Here is an 18,889-nt window from a genome sequence, read left to right on the forward strand (position 1 = left end):
AGCATGGAAGTGAGCAAGACCAAGAGCAGCTTCTACCGCCGCCTGTACGTGGCCTGGCTGATCGACAGCCAGACCGCGACCAGCGTGCCGGCCCTGATGGAGGCCACCGGCATGCCCCGGCGCACCGCCCAGGACACCATTGCGGCGCTGGCCGACCTGGATATCGTCTGCGAGTTCGAACAGCAGGAAGGCGCGCGCAACCACGCCGGGCATTACCGCATTCATGACTGGGGAGCGATCGACAAGCAGTGGATCATCCAGCACCTGCGGCAGGTTCGCGAAGTGCTGGGGTATCCCTGATCCACTGGGGGCTGCTACAGGTAATCGCGTTCCCTTGTAGGAGCGGCCTTGTGTCGCGAAAGGGGTGCGAAGCACCCCCGGCGATCTCAACCCTTGCGCATCCCGATATGCGGAATGTCATCCTCAAGATATTCCTCGCCCACCACCGCGAACCCATGCTGGGCATAGAACCCCTGCAAGTGCGCCTGCGCCGACAGGTAAACCGGCACCCCAGGCCAGCAATGCTCCGCTGCCTCCAACCCCTTGAGCAGCAAGGGGTGCCCCAGCTTCAGCTCGCGCGCCGCAAGTGCAGTCACCACCCGCCCGATCACCACATCCCCACCCTGGGATTGCGGGTCGAGCAGGCGCAGGTAGGCCACCAGCTTGTCATCCTGCCAGCCCATCAGGTGCAGGGTATCGCCGGTCAGGTCCTGGCCATCGACTTCCTGGTAGGCGCAGCGCTGCTCGACCACGAACACTTCAGTGCGTAATTGCAGAATGGCGTAGAGCTGGTCCTTGCTGAGATCGGTGTGGTGCTTGCAGAGCCAGTCGATGGACATTGGCGCGAACTCCTTGAGTGGGCCGTCGATCATCGCATGATGTATGGGTCACGGCCAAAATAGAGGCTAAATGACACTATTGGCCGCTGCCCTCGGCGACGGCTTTGTGTAATCTCGTCGGCAGTGTGTGCCCTCCATTGCGAAAGGACGTGAGCATGCGGCCACTGCTTTGTGTTCTGGGGTTGCTGGCAATGATGCTTGCAACACCCGCCCCGGGTTACGAAAAGCTACGCCTGGTGGCCGACAATTGGCCGCCGTTCACCGATGCCAGCATGCCGGGCGGTGGCCTGGCGACCAGCATCGTCACCACGGCGCTGGCCCGGGCCGGCTACACCAGTGGGGTCGAAGAGGCACCGTGGGCGCGGGCCCTGCTGGGGGTGAGCGAGGGGCGTTACGACGTGCTGATCAACGCCTGGTACAACGACTCGCGCGCCAGCATCGGGCAGTTTTCCAAAGCCTACCTGGTCAACCGCATTCGCCTGTTGCAACGCAAGGGCGAGGCGTTTCGCTACAAGCGCCAGTCAGACTTGTATCCCTACAGCATCGCTGTGGTGCGTGATTACGCCTATTCCCCCGAGTTCGACCGCGACACCCGCCTGCACAAGGTGGCGGTGCGCAACTTTCCCTCTGCGGTACGCATGCTGGCGGCGGGGCGGGTGGACCTGGCGGTGGAAGACGAGTACGTGGCCCGTTACAACTTGCAGCGCGAACTGCCTGAGGTACGCGATGGGGTGATGCTGGTGGAGCCGCCGTTGGGGGAGAACACCCTGCATATCCTGGTCAGCCTGAAAAACCCGGAGCATGCGCGGATCGTCGAGCGGTTCGAGCAGGCGATTGCAGCGATGAAGGCGGATGGCAGCTATGCGCGGCTCATGCGCCAGCATGGCTTCTGATCTATATCGCCTGTTCTGGCCTCTTCGCGGGTAAACCCGCTCCCACAGGTATTACACAGGACTGGAAACTTGTGGGGTTCCTGTGGGAGCGGGTTCACCCGCGAAGAGGCCGGCACAGGCGATAGTACAACTCAGGCCGGTGCACCTTCCTTGATCAAATGCGCTGCCAGGGTCCGCAGCGGCCCCAGCTGCCGGCAGATCAACGCCAACTGCGTCTGCACCAGCCGCTGGTGCTCGTCCAGCTCTTCCGGCATCTGCTCCAGGGCATTGGCCAGCGCTTCTTCGGCATCACTGTGAATCGCCACCGGCAGGCGCGCGGCCAGGCCGTTGGCAATCTCGTCCAGGCTGCTGGCCAGGCTTTGCCCGGCACCTTCGATCAACTGCTCCTGCACCTCCGCCGGCAAGGCGGTGTCGCGGTGCGCGCCCAGCCCCGAGAGGTAGCTGAGCAAGGTATGCGACAGCACCAGGAAGCGGAAGCCGACGTCGGCCTCCTTCCGGAAATGCCCCGGCTCCATCAGCATGTTGGCCAGGGTGGTGGACAGCGCCGCGTCGGCGTTGTGGGCGTTGCGCCGGGCCAGGCGGTAGGCCAGGTCATCGCGCTTGCCGTGGGCGTACTGCTGCATGATCTGCCGCAGGTACACGCTGGCGCAGGCCAGGGTATTGGCCAGCGCCTTGTTCAACCGCCGCCCCTGCCAGTCGGGGAGGAACAGGAACACCGCGAGGATGGCGATCAGGCTGCCGACCAGGGTATCGAACAGGCGCGGCAGGAACAGGCCATAGCCATCGCCGATCTGGTTGAAGCAGAACAGCACCATCAGGGTGATCGCGGCCGTGGCCAAGGTGTAGCGGGTGGTGCGGTTGACGAAGAACACCACCCCGGCGACCACGGCGAACAACGACTGGATGACCGGGTTGGGGAACAGGTCGAACAATGCCCAGCCCACCGTCAGGCCGACGGCGGTGCCGGCTATCCGCTGCACCAGCTTGCGCCGGGTCGCACCGTAGTTGGGCTGGCACACGAACAGCGTGGTGAGGATGATCCAGTAGCCCTGGGTGGGGTGGATCAGGTGCACCATGCCATAGCCGATCGACAGCGCCAGCGGCAGGCGCAGGGCATGGCGGAACAGCAGCGAAGTCGGAGTCAATTGGGTGCGCAGGCGGGTCCACACATCCTTCAGCGAGCGTGGCGAGCGGTCGAGCAGGCTGCTATCGCTGGTGTCGGCAAGGCTGTCCGGGTTGCTGGCGGCGCTGAGCAGGCGGTCGAGCGTCGCCAAGTTGGCCGCCAGCGCCCGCAGCGAGCGAAGCAGGCTACGCCAGGCCGGGTTGTTCTGCATGCGCAGGTGTTCCAGCGAGGCGTTGAGGTCTTCGAGGGCTTCGGGATAACCGCTGGCCAGCACGAACGGCTGGCGCAGGCGGATCGAGCGGGCCAGTTCCTGGCAGGACGAGCCCTGCTTGCGCAGCAGGCGCTGGCAGCGGAACATCACGTCGCTGTGGAAAAAAGCCTCGGTCAGGGCGTTGTAGGGATAGTGCGAGGCACTGACCCGTTCATGGATGTCCTGGGCCAGGAAGTACAGCTTGAGGTAGCGGCTGACCTTGGAGTTCGGCTGGCTGTTGCCCACCCGGTGCAGGATGATTTCCTTGGCTGCGTTGAGTGCCGCCACCACCTTGCCGTTCTGCTGGGCCAGTTCCAGGCGCCGGGCTTCGACGTCAAGGGTGCGGACGGGTTCGAACAGGCTGGCCTTGAGCTTGAGGTAGCTGCCCAGCTCGAAGAACAGCTTGGCCAGGCTCTGCTGCACCGGTTGGTTGGAAAACAGCGCCTGCCACAGCACCGACAGCAGCCCGTACCAGGCCGCACCCGCCACCAGCAGCAGTGGTTCGTGCCAGAAGTCGGTGACCTGGCCGCCGCGCTGGTCCACGCCGATCATGGTGTACACCGCAGTGATCAGGGTCGCTGAAGCGATGGCGCCATAGCGCTCGCCCAGGGCACCGAGCATGGTCAGGCCGAAGGCCGCCAAGGCCAGGGCAATGACGAATGCCCACGGGTAGGGGAACAGCAGTTCGACCGCCAGTGCGGCGATGGCAAAACACACCAGGGTGACGGCCAGGGCGCTGAGGCGGCCCTGCCAGCTGTCATCGGTTTCGGCCAGGGCGCTGGCGATGATGCCGAGGAACAGCGGAATCAGCAGGGCCATTTCGTTCTGGTACCAGCACAGGGCCAGGCTGCCGGTGAGGGCGATGGTGACCCGGATGCTGTAGCTGAACTTGTCTTGACCCCACAGGCGACGCAGTGACTGACGGAACGAGCTCGATGACATGATGGCCTGCTAGGCAGTGATCAGAGAAATACCTTTCAGAGACGGTTACCGGGGCCGCTTCGCGCCCCTTCGCGGGCACGCCCGCTCCCACAGGGGATACGCGGAACTCTGTGGGAGCGGGCGTGCCCGCGAAGGGGCGCGAAGCGGCCCAAATTCCGACACTGAGCACGGGCCAGCAAGAAGCGTTCCGTGCTGCTGAATGGATTCTACTCTACACGAACTGCGCCGCGGCGTTGGCGGAGGCCCAGGCCCACTGGAAATTGAAACCGCCCAGGTGGCCAGTCACATCCAGCACTTCACCAATGAAATACAACCCGGGGCTCTTCAGCGATTCCATGGTCTTGGACGACACCTCGCGGGTATCCACGCCACCCAGGGTCACTTCGGCAGTGCGATAGCCCTCGGTGCCGGCCGGCACCACTTGCCAGTTCGCCAGCTTTTCGGCGATCTGTGCCAGTTCCGCCGGGGTGTACTGCTTCATCGGCCGGGACTCGAACCACTGCTCGGCCAGCAGGTTGGCCAGCTTGCGGGTAAACACCTCGCCCAGCACGGTCTTCAGCTCGGCGTTGGCGCGTTCGGCCTGCATCTGTTGCAGCCAGGTCAGTGCATCACGGTCGGGCAGCAGGTTGATCTCGACCGTGTCGCCGGCCTCCCAGAACGACGAGATCTGCAAAATTGCCGGGCCGCTGAGGCCGCGGTGGGTAAACAGCAGGTTCTCGCGGAAGCTGGTGCCGTTGCAGCTGGCGGTGCAATCCAGCGAGGTGCCGGACAACTCGGTGCACAGTGCCTTCAGTTGGGGCCCGGTGATGGTGAACGGCACCAGCCCGGCGCGGGTCGGCAGCAGGGTGTGGCCGAACTGGCGGGCCACCTGGTAGCCGAAGCCGGTGGCACCCAGGGTCGGGATCGACAGGCCGCCGGTGGCGATCACCAGCGACTGGCAGGCGAACTGGCCGCCGCTGGTCTGCAGCAGGTAGCCGCCTTCGGTCTTCTCGATCTGCTCGATGCTGGTGTGCATGCGGATCTCGGCGCCGGCCTCATCGCATTCGGCCAGCAGCATGTCGAGGATGTCACTGGCCTTGTTGTCGCAGAACAGCTGGCCGAGCTTCTTCTCGTGGTAGGCCACGCCGTGCTTGCACACCAGCTCGATGAAGTCCCACTGGGTGTAGCGGGCCAGGGCCGACTTGCAGAAGTGTGCGTTCTGCGAGAGGAAGTTGCCCGGCTCGGTATACATGTTGGTGAAGTTGCAGCGGCCGCCGCCGGACATGAGGATCTTCTTGCCCGGTTTGTTGGCGTGGTCGAGCACCAGTACCCGGCGGCCACGGCGGGCGCTGAGCTGGGCGCACATCAGGCCGGCGGCGCCGGCGCCGAGGATGATCACGTCGGTGGAGTGCACGGTGTTACCTCTTCAGGATTGCTGGGGGCTGCTTTGCAGCCCTTTCGCGACACAAGGCCGCTCCTACAGGAGTTTGCGATCCCCTGTAGGAGCGGCCTTGTGTCGCGAAAGGGCCGCAACGCGGCCCCAAAATTAGGTCAGACGATACGGACTTTCAGGGAGCGCCCCTTGATCTTGCCGCTGTTCAGGCGCTGCATGGCCTGCTTGGCCAGCGGCCGTTCAACGGCCACGAACGCCTGGAAATCGAAGATCGCAATCTTGCCCACCTGCTTGCCGGGGATGCCGGCGTCACCGGTCAGCGCCCCGAGGATGTCACCCGGGCGCAGCTTGTCCTTGCGCCCGGCGGCGATGCACAGGGTGCTCATCAGCGGCAGCAGCGGCTCGCCGCCCTTGTGCTTCAGGCTGTCCAGCTGGTCCCAGCGCAGCGGGCTCTTCTGCAGGTCTTCGATGGCCTGGGCGCGGTGGCCTTCGGCCGGTGCCACCAGGCTGACCGCAATACCTTTCTCGCCAGCACGGCCGGTGCGGCCCACACGGTGCACATGGATTTCCGCATCACGTGCCAGTTCGACGTTGATGACCATGTCCAGGCCATCGATGTCCAGGCCGCGCGCGGCCACATCGGTAGCCACCAGCACCGAGCTGCTGCGGTTGGCGAACATGGTCAGCACCTGGTCGCGGTCGCGCTGCTCCAGATCGCCATGCAGGGCCTGGGCAACGATGCCCTTGGCGGTCAGGTGGGCGACCACATCCTCGCACTGCTGCTTGGTGAAGCAGAACGCCACGCAGGACTGCGGGCGGTAGTGGCCGAGCACGCGGGTGACGGCCTCGAGGCGCTGTTGCGGGTCGATTTCGATGAAGCGCTGCTCGATCTGGTTGTCGGCGTGCAGGCTCTCGACCTTGACCTGTTGCGGGTTGCGCATGAAGTCGGCGGCCAGTTGCTTGATGCCGGCCGGGTAGGTGGCCGAGAACAGCAGGGTCTGGCGGCGCGACGGGGTCTTGCCGATGATGCTGGCGATGGCATCGAAGAAGCCCATGTCGAGCATGCGGTCGGCTTCGTCCAGCACCAGGGTGTTCAGCCCGTCGAGCACCAGGGTGCCCTTGTCCAGGTGCTGCTGGATGCGCCCTGGGGTGCCGACGATGATGTGTGCGCCATGCTCCAGCGAAGCGATCTGCGGGCCCAGCGAAACGCCGCCGCACAGGGTCAGGATCTTGATGTTGTCCTCGGCGCGGGCCAGGCGGCGCAGCTCCTTGGCCACCTGGTCGGCGAGCTCGCGGGTGGGGCACAGCACCAGCGCCTGGCAACCGAAGTAGCGCGGGTTGATCGGGTTGAGCAGGCCGATGCCGAAGGCGGCGGTCTTGCCGCTGCCGGTCTTGGCCTGGGCGATCAGGTCCTGCCCCTTGAGGATGACCGGAAGGCTCTGGGCCTGGATTGGTGTCATCGAGGCATAGCCGAGGGCGTCCAGGTTGGCCAGCATGGCAGTGGACAGCGGCAAGGTGGCAAAGGCGGTGGATTCGGTGGTCACGAGGCGGGCCTGCGTTGCGAAGCGAAAAATGCCGCACAGTCTACCAGCCTCGTGGCCATTCGCCCTACGACTCCATGTGTTGTTCCGGACGACGGGCACGCCTTCCGTCCGTCGGCGACAGTTGCAGGAAGATCGCCGCCGCCAGCATGGCCATCACGCCGATGGTGACGAAGGTCAGCTGGAATGCGCCCAAGGTGGTTTCCACGCCATCGGCGCTGCCGGCTGCGGTAAAGCCGCCGAGCAATGCACCCGCACATGCCACGCCCAGGCTCAGGGCCAGCTGCGCGACCACCGACAGCAGGCTGTTGCCGCTGCTGGCGCTGGCGTCGTCGAGGTCGATCAGGGTTACCGTGTTCATCGCGGTGAATTGCATCGAGTTGACCGCGCCGAGCAGGCCCAGCTGAATCAGCAGCACGGCATAGGGCGTCTGTTCGTCGACCAGACCGAGGCTGGCCAGCAGCAGGCCCAGCAGCAGGGTGTTGCCGGTGAGGATGATGCGGTAGCCAAAGCGTTCGATCAGTGGTCGGGCGATGGACTTGGCCAGCATCGCCGCAGCCGCCAGCGGGATCATGCTCATGCCGGCCTGGGCCGGCGAGTAGCCCAGCGCCACTTGCAGCAGCAACGGCACCAGGAACGGCAGGGCGCCGCTGCCCAGGCGGGCGAACAGGTTGCCGAGGATACCGATGGCAAAGGTGCGCACACGGAACAGGCTGGGCGAGAACAGCGGCTCCGGGTCGCGCCCGGCGCGCAGCCAGTAGGCCGCCAGGCAGGCCATGCCGGCGAACAGCAGCAACATCACCCGCAGGTGCGGCAGGTGCAGTTCGCCCAGGCCTTCCATGGCGATGGTGATCAATACCATCGCTGCGCCAAACAGCAGGAACCCGGGGCCGTCGAACGTGGTGCGCTCGGCGCCGCGCAGGTCGGGGATGAACTTCCACACGGCGTAGCAGCCGATCAGGCCGACCGGCAGGTTGAGCAGGAAGATCCAGTGCCAGCTCAGTATTTCCACCAACCAGCCGCCAACCGTAGGGCCCAGTAGCGGCCCGAGCAGGCCGGGGATGGTGATGAAGCTCATGATGCGCACCAGCTCGGTGCGCGGGTAGGCACGTAGGACTACCAAGCGCCCGACCGGCAGCATCAGCGCACCGCCCAGCCCTTGCACGACACGGGCAAAGATCAGGAACCCGAGGCTGTTGGCGGCGGCGCACAGCAGCGAGCCGAAGCTGAACAGCAGGATGGCGCTGAAGAAGATGCGCTTGGTGCCGAAGCGGTCGGCGATCCAGCCTGAGGCGGGGATCAGCAGGGCCACGGTGAGCATGTAGGCGATGATCACGCCCTGCATGCGCAGCGGGTCTTCGGCCAGCGAGCGGGCCATGGCTGGCAGTGCAGTGTTGAGGATGGTGCCGTCCAGGGACTGCATGAAGAAGGCGATGGCCACCACCCAAGGGATCCAGCGGGCGGTGACAGGGTCCAGCGGGGTGCGTTCGGGCATGACTTCCTCGTTTGTCAGTGCCGGCCTCTTCGCGGGTGAACCCGCTCCCACAGGGATATCACCACATTCAAGGGCAGTGGAGATCCTGTGGGAGCGGCTTTAGCCGCGAAAGGGCCGGTAAGTCCAGTCACAATGTCAGGGTCAGGCCTTTGACCAGTGCCCCCGGCAAATGACTCGACCCGGTACTGCGCTGTCCATAGGTACTGGTCGACAGAATCATCTCGCGCTCCTGCGTCAGGTCCTCCAGTTGGCTACCCAGCAAGCTGTACAGGCTGTCATCGAAGCGCATGGTGCTCACCGGGCCCTGGATCTGCCCGTTCTCCACCCAGAAGGTGGCGAAGCGGGTCAGCCCGGTCATGCGTGCCGCCGGCAAGTCGGAATAGTTCAGGTACCACAGGTTGCTGATGTACAGCCCGGTACCGAGCCGCTCCAGGATCTGCTCGCTTGGCAGGCTACCTGCTGCCAGGCTCAGCGCACACGGCGACTCGTAACTATCGGCGCCATTGGCCAGCAGCTCGAACTCGGCCGCACTGCGTGCACTGATCAATCGCTGCCGGGCCTCGCCTTGCTGGATCAACGGCACATCCAGGCGCGGCGAGCCTTCATCGGAAAACGCCGGGCTCAGCGAACCGCTGACCTGCTCGGTAAAGCTCACCAGCGAGCTCAGCCGCGCATCGCCGTTGTACAGGCGCTGCAGGGCGCTGTTGCCAGTGGCCAGGGCCTGTGCGGAAAAGCCGCCCCAGCACAGCATGCCGGCTATTTCGTCCATGGCCGCCGGGGCCAGGTAGGCACGGTAGCTGCCAGGTTTCAGCGTGACGGCAGGGCGGCCAAGGAAACCCAGCTGCTCCCGCGCCTGGCGCAGGCGTGCAGTGAAGTCGTCGGCGCTCCACACTTGCCCGGCATAATTGGCCTTCACCGCCTCGCCGTTTTCGTGGAACAGGCTCCAGTCGAAGTTGAAGCTGTTGGCCTGGTGCCAGCCGAAGGCCCCGAACGAGCTGGCGAAGCCCCGGCAGATGGGGCCGGCGGCGTAGATGCCGACAAGGTCCAGGTCGCCGGCTTCGCGCTCGAGCAAGGTCAGCACATCGCTCAGTTCGGGCAGCGGCTGCTCCTGCTGGCTGTGGCTGTGCCAGGCGCTTTCGTCCAGGCGCAGGTACGGATAGACCGCCAGCAGCGGCAAGGTCTGGCGCAGTTGCTCCAGGGCCGTGACCAGGCGCTGGCTATCCAGTTGCGTGTCACCACTCAAGGTCACCTGTTGCTCTGCCTGGCGGCCATCGCGGATCAGCCGCAGTTGCGCGCCGGCCTGGTTCACGGTGCCGGCCTGGCGCACCTTGGCATGGTTGAAGCGCACGAATTGCGACTGTTCGGCGCTGTAGCCGAGGGTGAACTGTTCGCCCGTCTGCAGGGCTTTGCGCACATCCCCGACCAGGGTTTCGAAAGCGTGTTTCATCAGGCGTCTCCTCCGAATACGTCGATCTGGCGGAACACGCAGGCCGGCGAGGCGTGGCCGACCCGCACCACCTGGTTGGGTTCGCCCTTGCCGCAGTTGGGCGTGCCCAGCACCTGGAAGGTAGTGCTGTCGCCGACCGCCGCCAGGTTGCGCCAGAACTGCGCGGAGATGCCGCGGTAGTTGGGGTTCTTGACGATGCCCTTGAGCTCGCCGTTTTCGATCAACTGCCCCCGCTCACAGCCGAACTGGAACTTGTTGCGCGCATCGTCGATGGACCAGGAGCGGTTGGTGCGCATCAGGATGCCGTGCTCGATGCCCTTCACCAGCTGATCCAGGCTCTGGTCGCCCGGCTCGATGTTGAGGTTGGCCATGCGGTCGATCGGCGCACGGTTCCAGCCGCAGGCGCGGCTGTTGGCCACGCCGTCGAGGCCGGAGCGGAACTGCGACAGCGCACCACCCAGCGGGCGCAGCAGCAGGCCATCGCGGATCAGGAACTGCTTGCTGGCCGGGGTGCCGTCATCATCGAAGCTGTAGCTGGCCAGCTCTTCGCCGATGGTCGGGTCGAAGGTCACGTTGAGCAGCGCGGAGCCGTACTGCAGGTGGCCGAAGTCACCGGCCTTGACGAAGCTGGTGCCGGCGTAGTTGCGCTCGTCGCCGAGAATGCGGTCCATCTCCAGCGGGTGGCCGATGGATTCGTGTATCTGCAGCATCATCTGGTCCGGCATCAACAGCAGGTCGCGCGGGCCGCTGGGGGTGTTCGGTGCCAGCAACAGTTGCAGCGCCTCGTCGGCCACCCGGCGGGCAGCCCCGACCAGGCCACAGCGCTCGATGATCTCGAAGCCGCCCTGCTGGCCGAAGTTGTCGCGGCCCAGGCTGCGGCTCTGGCTGTCCTGGCCATCGCTGGCGGTCACGCCCAGGCCCGGGAACAGGAAGCGCTGGGCGTGGCGCAGCTCGGCGCCGGCCGAATTCAGGTAGGTCTGCTCGACCAGGCTCAGGCCCAGGCTGGCCTGCCAGTCCACCAGGCGGCTGTCCTTGGGCACGCTGGCCGATTCGGCAGCGAGCAGGCCAAGGCAGTCGGCGAGGTTGGGCACGGGTTGGTCGAAGTTGGGCGAAATGTGGTCGTGGCGTGCGCTGGTCACCGGTTGCTCACGCAGGTCCAGCAGGTTGTACCGGGCGATCTGGCGGGCCAGCGCCTCGGCCTGCTCCAGGGCGCGCTGCAGGCCGGCCTGGGACAGGTCGGCGGTGGCGGCATAGGCTTCCACGCCACTCACCCGCACGGTGAGCATGGCGCCCTCGTCCTGGCTGAAGAAGGGTGGTTCCGCGACGTTGCGGCGAACCGACAGCGCCTGGTGCGACTGTTTCACATGGCGCAGGGAAAACAACTCGGCCGTACTGCGCAGCGCGGCAAAGCGCTGGCGCAGCAGGGCGCTGGTATCGAACATGTGGAAGCCTCCGTGTACACGGTGGCTCCCCCTTAGAACCACTCGTCCTGCATGGTGAGGCAAGTGTCGTCGCGCGCCTCGAGCAATGCCAGCTCATTATGGCAGCCAGGTACTTCCCAGGTCAGGAAATAACGCGCGGCCTGCAGCTTGCCAAGGTAGAAGTCGCGCTCGGCGGGGTTGCCCTTGAGCAGTCCGAGTTCGGCATGAATCGCCTGTTCCAGCCAGCGCCAGCCGATCACGCAGTGGCCGAAGGCCTTGAGGTACAGGGCCGAGTTTGCCAGGGCTCCAGCGACTTTGCCCTGGGCCAGGTCACCCAGCAAGGCCAGGGTCACACCTTGCAGGCGGTTGACCAGTTGCTCCAGCGGCTGGCGCAGCGGGTCGAGGTTCGGATGATGGCTGGCGCGCTCGCCGGTGGCCGCGATCGACCGGATCAACTGCTTGAGGCCGGCGCCATTGTTCTGCGCCAGCTTGCGGCCCAGCAGGTCGAGCGACTGGATGCCCTCGGTGCCTTCATGGATCGGGTTCAGGCGGTTGTCGCGGTAGTACTGTTCAACCGGGTATTCGCGGGTGTAGCCGTGGCCGCCGAGGATCTGGATCGCCAGTTCATTGGCCTTGAGGCAGAACGTCGAGGGCCAGGATTTGACGATCGGGGTCAGCAGGTCGAGCAGCTCCTGCGCCTGCTTGCGGGCGCTGTCGTCGCTGGCAGTCTGGGTGTCGTCGAACAGGCGCGCGGCATACAGGCCCAGGTCGAAGGCACCCTCCACGTAGGCCTTCTGTGCCAGCAGCATGCGTTTCACATCGCTGTGCTCGATGATCGGCACCGCGGGGCTGTGCGGGTCCTTGTTGTCCGGCAACCGACCCTGCGGGCGCTGGCGGGCGTACTCCAGCGAATACAGGTAGCCGGCGTAGCCGAGCATCACTGCGCCCATGCCGACACCGATGCGTGCCTCGTTCATCATCTGGAACATGCAGGCCAGGCCCTGGTGCGGCTGGCCGACCAGGTAGCCGACGCACTGGCCGTTGTCGCCGAAGTTCAGCGCGGTGGAGGTGGTACCGCGCCAGCCCATCTTGTGGAACAACCCGGCCAGCAGCACATCGTTGCGCGGGCCACGGCTGCCATCTTCGCTGACCAGATACTTGGGCACGATGAACAGCGAGATGCCCTTCACGCCGGGCGGAGCATCCGGCAGCTTGGCCAGCACCATGTGCACGATGTTTTCCGACAACTCGTGATCACCGCCGGAGATGAAAATCTTGTTGCCCTTGAGCCGGTAGCTGCCGTCACCGGCAGGCTCGGCGCGGGTACGGATATCGGCCAGTGAAGAGCCCGCATGGGGTTCGGTCAGGGCCATGGTGCCGAAGTAGCGGCCTTCGATCATCGGTTGCAGGAACAGGCGTTTCTGTTCATCGCTACCGAAGCTCTCGATCAGGTTGGCCGCGCCCATGGTCAGGAACGGGTAGGCCGTGGTGCCGGCGTTGGCCGCCTGGAAGTGGGCGAAGCAGGCCTGCGAGACCAGGCTCGGCAGCTGCATGCCGCCGGCTTCGAAGTCGCGGTTGGCGTTGAGGAAGTCGGCTTCGAGAAAGGCGTCGACGGCGGGTTTCACTTCGGGGATCAGTTCGGCGCGGCCATCCACGTAGCGCGGCTCGTTTTCGTCGGCCTTGCGGTTGTGCGGAGCGAAGAACTTTTCGGCGATGGTGCGGGCAGTTGATAGCGCCGCATCGAAGGTTTCGCGGCTGTGCTCGGCGAAGCGCGGGCGTTGGGTCAGGGCCTCGGCGTCGAGGACTTCGTAGAGTTCGAAGGCGAGGTTGCGGGGGCTGAGCAGGGTCTCGGGCATGGTCGCGGTCCTGAGGCGGGATGCTGCGAGTCTAGGTGGTTGGGTGGGATGAGGGGGAGGTAAATAGGTTTGGGTGATATGGGTTGAGAAGGGGTGGGGCATACAGGTGCTTGTCTCGATTCTTTTTGCGCCTATGAGATCGAGCGCCGCCCGCGCGGCGCATCGCCGGCAAGCCGGCTCCCACATCTGTTTCGGGCCAGTTACTCCTGCTTCCTGCGCACTCGCACTTTGGGTGCATGGCTGGAGGTTGCAGAAAAGCACAGGCGACACCTTCAATATCGAAGGGAACAAACAAGGCGGGCAGCGGTGAAATCACAGGAGAGACTGGCTCGAAACAGATGTGGGAGCCGGCTTGCCGGCGATGCGCCGCGCGGGCGGCGCTCGATCTCACAGGCGTAGCAAATGGTGAGGCGAACACCTGCCAGCCCCACCGCATTGCGGTCAGCCTCGCTGGACCTTTTTAGGTTTTCGCCTATTCCATGTAGTCCATTTCCCAAACATACTCCTAACCCCCTCCTAGCCATTGCGGTGCTCTGGGTCGGGCCCTAGTCTCGGGTGGTCGCTGCCAAGTCAGTGACCGGCTTTGACAGGCCGACCAGAAAATTCTCATGGCTTTCGCCTTTATGGCGGCTGTGTATGGGGCACCTCGCGTGCGCCGGGCTTTTTGGATTTTTCTACCGGTCTGTCAACCCATGCACAGCTGCCACCCTCTTGTTTGACAGCAGATGGTGGTGGCCCAAACCGAGAAAAATACCAATGCTGAATATTGTCCCCGATCCACCCCTGAACGCCCATTCACTCGAGACGCCCTCATCCAGGCCACGGACTTCGCATTGAGGCTTTTTGATGTGTCGCCTGGGCCGGCCCTTTCGCGGGCATGCCCGCTCCCACAGGTACGGTGCAAGTCTTGAAGCCTGTGGTGATCCTGTGGGAGCGGGTTTACCCGCGAAAGGGCCGGCCCAGGCAGTCGAGAATTATCAGGGGATTGAACAATGACAACAGAAGACACCCAAGTCACCGTCGGCAAGACCACCTTCTACCAGGGTGAAAACGGCACCCACCCGCTGTTCCGCATCGAGCCTGGCATCCCGTGCCGGGACGCCCGCGAGCAGTCTTCGGAGTTGATGGGTTATGTGCGCGAACTGACTATCACCGGGCTGATGGATGAGAAACCGATGATGATCTGGGCTGCCCATTATCTGAGTGCGATGGCCAAGGCACTGATGGATGATGCTGAGTTGGGGATGAAGCAGTGAGGGTTTGGCTTCAGATGGGGTGAAGGCCGCCATGTGTTCGCCACAACAATTCCTGCGCCTATGAGATCGAGCGCCGCCCGCGCGGCGCTTCGCGGGACAAGTCGGATCGCCGCACCGCCGCTCCCACATTTGTTGCAACGTGGCCATGCCTGTGAGGCCATGGTCGTCAGCCTTGGCGCATGATTAAAGACATGTGGGGCGGCAGCCGCGCCAACGGGGAGATATCGTCAGGCCAACAAAGCAGGCAACCATGGCCTGACAGGTTTGGCACGTTGCAACAAATGTGGGAGCGGCGGTGCGGCGATCCGACTTGCCCCGCGAAGCGCCGCGCGGGCGGCGCTCGATATCACAGGCGCAGAAAATGTTGTGGCGAACACCTGTCAGCCCAACCCCAGCCCCCATAAAAAAAGGAGAGCCGAAGCTCTCCTTTTTTCGTTAACAACCCTCAGCGTTAGCCAATGGTCATCAGGCTGGCATTACCACCGGCAGCAGCAGTGTTCACACTCACTGCCCGCTCGATCACCAGACGCTCCAACGCAATCTGGTGGTCGCCGCTGGACAGCCCGTGCACACCCACGATCGCCCCGGCACGCTTGGCCACCTGCTGGCACACGCCGCGCAGTTGATCCGAGTCGCCATGGTGGATCACGGCGTCGAACGCCACTTCATCCTTGTTCCAGTCCGCCACCAGCTTGACCTTGGCCTGCAGCTCTCGCGGCAGGCGGGCACGCAGGGCTTTGCCCGGCTCGCCGTCCGCCCATACCGCCGAGCTGCCAACGGCCAGCACTGCGGCGAACTGCGCCAGCAGGTCGGCTTCGTTGTCGGCCAGGCACAGCACGTGCTCACGCGGCAGGATGGTGTAGCTGTTGCGCTCGCCGGTCGGGCCTGGCAACAGGCGGGCGATGCCGCTCTGCGACTGGCTGGCGAACTGGCTGCACAGCGCGGCCAGGTCGGCCAGCTGGTTGCTCTCGGCCCAGGCCTTCAGGCCATGCAGTGGCTTGATCAGCTGTTCGTGCAGGGCGCGGTCAGGCTTGCCTTCGCCGTCCTGCTGCTGGAAGTGGCGGCCAATCGCGTCGGCCGGGCGGGTCGACAACAGGCGGTACAGGTACAGCGGGCCGCCGGCTTTCGGGCCGGTGCCGGACAGGCCTTCACCACCGAACGGCTGCACACCCACCACTGCACCAACAATGTTGCGGTTGACGTACATGTTGCCGGCGTTGGCGGTTTCCACCACTTTGGCGATGGTCTCGTCGATGCGGGTGTGCACGCCGAGGGTCAGGCCGTAGCCGGAGTTGTTGATCTGCTCGATCAGCTGGTCCAGGTTGCGACGGTTGTAGCGCACCACGTGCAGCACCGGGCCGAAGATTTCACGCTTGAGCTCGTCGAAGCTTTCCAGCTCGATCAGGGTCGGCATGACGAAGGTGCCGCGCTTGAGCTCGGCAGCATCGGCAATGGCCACCTGGTAGACCGAGCGACCTTTCTCGCGCATGCCCTGGATGTGCTTCTCGATGCCGGCCTTGGCTTCGGCGTCGATCACCGGGCCAATGTCCACGGCAAGGCGGTCCGGGCAGCCCAGGCGGCTTTCGGCCATGGCGCCCTTGAGCATTTCGATCACGCGGTCGGCGGAGTCTTCCTGCAGGCACAGCACGCGCAGTGCCGAGCAACGCTGGCCGGCGCTGTCGAAGGCCGAGGACACCACATCGATCACTACCTGCTCGGTCAATGCCGAGGAGTCGACGATCATCGCGTTCTGGCCGCCGGTTTCGGCGATCAGCGGGATCGGGCGGCCCTGGTTGTCCAGGCGGCCGGCGACGTTGCGCTGCAGCAGGCGGGCCACTTCGGTGGAACCGGTGAACATCACGCCCTTGACGCGCTCGTCACCCACCAGGCCGGCACCGACGGTTTCACCGCGGCCTGGCAGCAGTTGCAGCACGCCTTCAGGGATGCCGGCTTCCAGCAGCAGGCGCACGGCCTGGGCAGCGATCAGTGGGGTTTGCTCGGCCGGCTTGGCCAGTACCGGGTTGCCGGCGGCGAGCGCTGCGGCTACCTGGCCGGTGAAGATCGCCAGCGGGAAGTTCCACGGGCTGATGCACACCACCGGGCCCAGCGGGCGGTGGGCGTCGTTGCTGAAGTCGTTGCGTGCCTGCACTGCGTAGTAGCGCAGGAAGTCCACGGCTTCACGCACTTCGGCGATGGCGTTGGCGAAGGTCTTGCCCGCTTCGCGGATGAGCAGACCCATCAGCGGCTGGATTTCGGCCTCCATCAGGTCGGCGGTGCGCTCCAGAATGGCAGCGCGCTCGGCTGGCGGGGTGGCCTGCCAGATCGGTGCTGCATTCAGTGCGCACTGGATGGCGTTGTCGACGTCGGCGACAGTGGCTTCCTGAACATGGCCGACCACGTCGCGGTGGTCCGCCGGGTTCAGCACCGGTGCGGCTGCGCTTTCGCTGGCAGCGCAGGCCAGCAGTGGCGTGGCTTTCCAGTCGTTGTGAGCGGTGGCCAGCATGGCGCAGGACAGCGATGCCAGGCGGTGTTCGTTGGCCATGTCGATGCCGGCCGAGTTGGCCCGCTCGCTGCCATACAGTTCACGCGGCAGCGGGATGCGTGGGTGCGGCAGGCCGATGCTGCCTTCCTGGGTGCCCATGCGCTCGATGCTGGCGACCGGGTCGGCGACCAGTTCCTGGATGGAGATCGAGTGGTCGGCGATGCGGTTGACGAACGAGGTGTTGGCGCCGTTTTCCAGCAGGCGACGTACCAGGTAGGCCAGCAGCGTTTCGTGGGTGCCGACCGGTGCATAGACGCGGCACGGACGGTTCAGCTTGCCTTCGGAAATCTTGCCGACCACCTGCTCGTACAGTGGCTCGCCCATGCCGTGCAGGCACTGGAACTCGTACTGGCCCGGGTAATAGTTCTGACCGGCAATGTGGTAGATGGCCGACAGGGTGTGGGCGTTGTGGGTGGCGAACTGCGGGTAGATGGCTTCTGGCACGGCCAGCAGCTTGCGGGCGCAGGCAACGTAGGACACGTCGGTGTACACCTTGCGGGTGTAGACCGGGTAGCCTTCCAGGCCTTCGACCTGGGCGCGCTTGATTTCGCTGTCCCAGTAGGCGCCTTTCACCAGGCGGATCATCAGGCGGTGGCGGCTGCGCTTGGCCAGGTCGATGACATAGTCGATCACATACGGGCAGCGCTTCTGGTAGGCCTGGATAACGAAGCCGATACCGTTCCAGCCGGCCAGCGAAGGCTCGAAGCACAGGCGCTCGAGCAGGTCGAGCGACAGCTCCAGGCGGTCGGCTTCTTCGGCGTCGATGTTCAGGCCGATGTCGTACTGCTTGGCCAGCAGGGTCAGGGACAGCAGGCGCGGGTACAGCTCTTCCATCACGCGCTCGTACTGGGCGCGGCTGTAGCGCGGGTGCAGCGCCGACAGCTTGATCGAGATGCCCGGGCCTTCATAGATGCCACGGCCATGGGAGGCCTTGCCGATCGAGTGGATGGCCTGCTCGTAGGACGCCAGGTACTTCTGTGCGTCGTGCTCGGTCAGTGCGGCTTCGCCGAGCATGTCGTAGGAATAGCGGAAGCCCTTGGACTCGAAGCGGCTGGCATTGGCCAGGGCTTCGGCGATGGTTTCGCCGGTGACGAACTGCTCGCCCATCAGGCGCATGGCCATGTCGACGCCCTTGCGGATCATCGGCTCGCCGCTCTTGCCGATGATGCGGGTGAGCGAGGAGGTGAGGCCGGATTCGTTGTGGGTGGATACCAGCTTGCCGGTCAGCAGCAGGCCCCAGGTGGCGGCGTTGACGAACAGCGACGGGCTGTTGCCCAGGTGCGGCTGCCAGTTGCCGGTGCTGATCTTGTCGCGGATCAGCGCGTCACGGGTGCCTTTGTCGGGGATGCGCAGCAGGGCTTCGGCCAGGCACATCAGTGCCACGCCTTCCTGGGACGACAGCGAGAATTCCTGCAGCAGGCCCTGAACGATGCCGGCACGACCGCCAGCGCTCTTCTGGTTACGCAGTTTTTCGGCGATGCCGGCGGCCATCTTGTTGGTCGCTTCGGCCAGCGGGGCGCTCAGGCGCGCCTGCTCCAGCAGCATCGGTACCACTTCCTGTTCGGGGCGGCGGTAGGCGGCGGTGATCGCCGAGCGCAGTACCGACTGCGGCAGGATGCTCTCGGCGAACTCGAGGAAGCACTGGTGGCTGTGGTCGGGTTGGACCTCACCGGCGTCGTCGGCCAGGTTGCTGGCATGGCCGTTGAGTTCGGTCAGGGTGGCACCACCCTCGAGCTTCTCCAGGTAGTTGAAGATCGCTTGCTTGATCAACCAGTGCGGGGTGCGGTCAATCGACTGCGCAGCTGCCTTGAGTCGCTCACGGGTCGGGTCATCGAGTTTGACCCCAAGGGTGGTCGTCGCCATTTCTTATCCTCGTTATTGCCACGGTTGTGGCCTAAGCTGGCGCCAAGAG

Annotated in this window: 12 protein-coding genes; 3 read left to right on the forward strand and 9 right to left on the reverse strand. The window is 64.9% G+C overall.

Annotated features, from left to right (window positions below; all coding sequences use genetic code 11):
• The first annotated feature begins 3 nt into the window (after positions 1–3).
• Complete coding sequence (locus CAG00_RS03590) at positions 4–300, forward strand: helix-turn-helix domain-containing protein (RefSeq protein WP_013974495.1); 297 nt, start codon at positions 4–6, stop codon at positions 298–300.
• Positions 301–386: 86 nt separating this feature from the next.
• On the opposite strand, the gene CAG00_RS03595 is transcribed toward CAG00_RS03590, so the two are convergent.
• Entirely contained in the window at positions 387–839 is a 453-nt protein-coding gene (locus CAG00_RS03595; protein WP_085663514.1) for a GNAT family N-acetyltransferase, read from the reverse strand.
• A gap of 155 nt (positions 840–994) precedes the next feature.
• Between CAG00_RS03595 and CAG00_RS03600 the strand changes: the two genes are divergently transcribed.
• Complete coding sequence (locus CAG00_RS03600; RefSeq protein ID WP_085614701.1) at positions 995–1,732, forward strand: ABC transporter substrate-binding protein; 738 nt, start codon at positions 995–997, stop codon at positions 1,730–1,732.
• Positions 1,733–1,863: 131 nt separating this feature from the next.
• Here the strand turns inward: CAG00_RS03600 and yccS are convergent, their stop codons facing one another.
• The 7 genes from yccS to CAG00_RS03635 all read right to left on the reverse strand — a co-directional run bounded on the left by yccS (position 1,864) and on the right by CAG00_RS03635 (position 13,179).
• Positions 1,864–4,047 carry a YccS family putative transporter gene (gene yccS / locus CAG00_RS03605; RefSeq protein ID WP_085614703.1) on the reverse strand — a complete coding sequence of 728 codons (2,184 nt, stop codon included), beginning with the start codon at positions 4,045–4,047 and terminating at the stop codon, positions 1,864–1,866.
• Positions 4,048–4,258: 211 nt separating this feature from the next.
• Entirely contained in the window at positions 4,259–5,440 is a 1,182-nt protein-coding gene (locus tag CAG00_RS03610) for an NAD(P)/FAD-dependent oxidoreductase (protein ID WP_085663515.1), read from the reverse strand.
• A 137-nt stretch (positions 5,441–5,577) separates the two neighbouring features.
• The gene (dbpA, locus tag CAG00_RS03615; RefSeq protein WP_230396947.1) at positions 5,578–6,915 is read right to left on the reverse strand and encodes an ATP-dependent RNA helicase DbpA; all 1,338 of its coding nucleotides are present in this window, start codon (positions 6,913–6,915) and stop codon (positions 5,578–5,580) included.
• Between the two features lie 112 nt (positions 6,916–7,027).
• Positions 7,028–8,455 (reverse strand): multidrug transporter subunit MdtD, encoded by a 1,428-nt coding sequence (mdtD, locus tag CAG00_RS03620; RefSeq protein ID WP_085587851.1) that lies wholly within the window; start codon positions 8,453–8,455, stop codon positions 7,028–7,030.
• 127 nt (positions 8,456–8,582) lie between these two features.
• Complete coding sequence (locus CAG00_RS03625) at positions 8,583–9,902, reverse strand: TldD/PmbA family protein (protein ID WP_085663516.1); 1,320 nt, start codon at positions 9,900–9,902, stop codon at positions 8,583–8,585.
• Entirely contained in the window at positions 9,902–11,344 is a 1,443-nt protein-coding gene (locus CAG00_RS03630) for a TldD/PmbA family protein (RefSeq protein WP_085663517.1), read from the reverse strand. The genes CAG00_RS03625 and CAG00_RS03630 overlap by 1 nt, the downstream gene beginning before the upstream one ends.
• Before the next feature lie 32 nt (positions 11,345–11,376).
• Positions 11,377–13,179, reverse strand: coding sequence for an acyl-CoA dehydrogenase (locus CAG00_RS03635; RefSeq protein WP_085663518.1), 1,803 nt, complete (start codon positions 13,177–13,179; stop codon positions 11,377–11,379).
• 992 nt (positions 13,180–14,171) lie between these two features.
• Between CAG00_RS03635 and CAG00_RS03645 the strand changes: the two genes are divergently transcribed.
• Positions 14,172–14,435, forward strand: coding sequence for a DUF3077 domain-containing protein (locus tag CAG00_RS03645; protein WP_085663520.1), 264 nt, complete (start codon positions 14,172–14,174; stop codon positions 14,433–14,435).
• 451 nt (positions 14,436–14,886) lie between these two features.
• On the opposite strand, the gene putA is transcribed toward CAG00_RS03645, so the two are convergent.
• Positions 14,887–18,840: a trifunctional transcriptional regulator/proline dehydrogenase/L-glutamate gamma-semialdehyde dehydrogenase gene (gene putA, locus CAG00_RS03650; RefSeq protein WP_025340865.1), complete on the reverse strand. Its 3,954-nt coding sequence runs from the start codon at positions 18,838–18,840 to the stop codon at positions 14,887–14,889.
• Between the last annotated feature and the right edge of the window lie 49 nt (positions 18,841–18,889).

Source organism: Pseudomonas sp. B5(2017) (assembly GCF_002112825.1).
In the GTDB taxonomy this organism is placed as follows: Bacteria; Pseudomonadota; Gammaproteobacteria; order Pseudomonadales; family Pseudomonadaceae; genus Aquipseudomonas; species Aquipseudomonas putida_Z.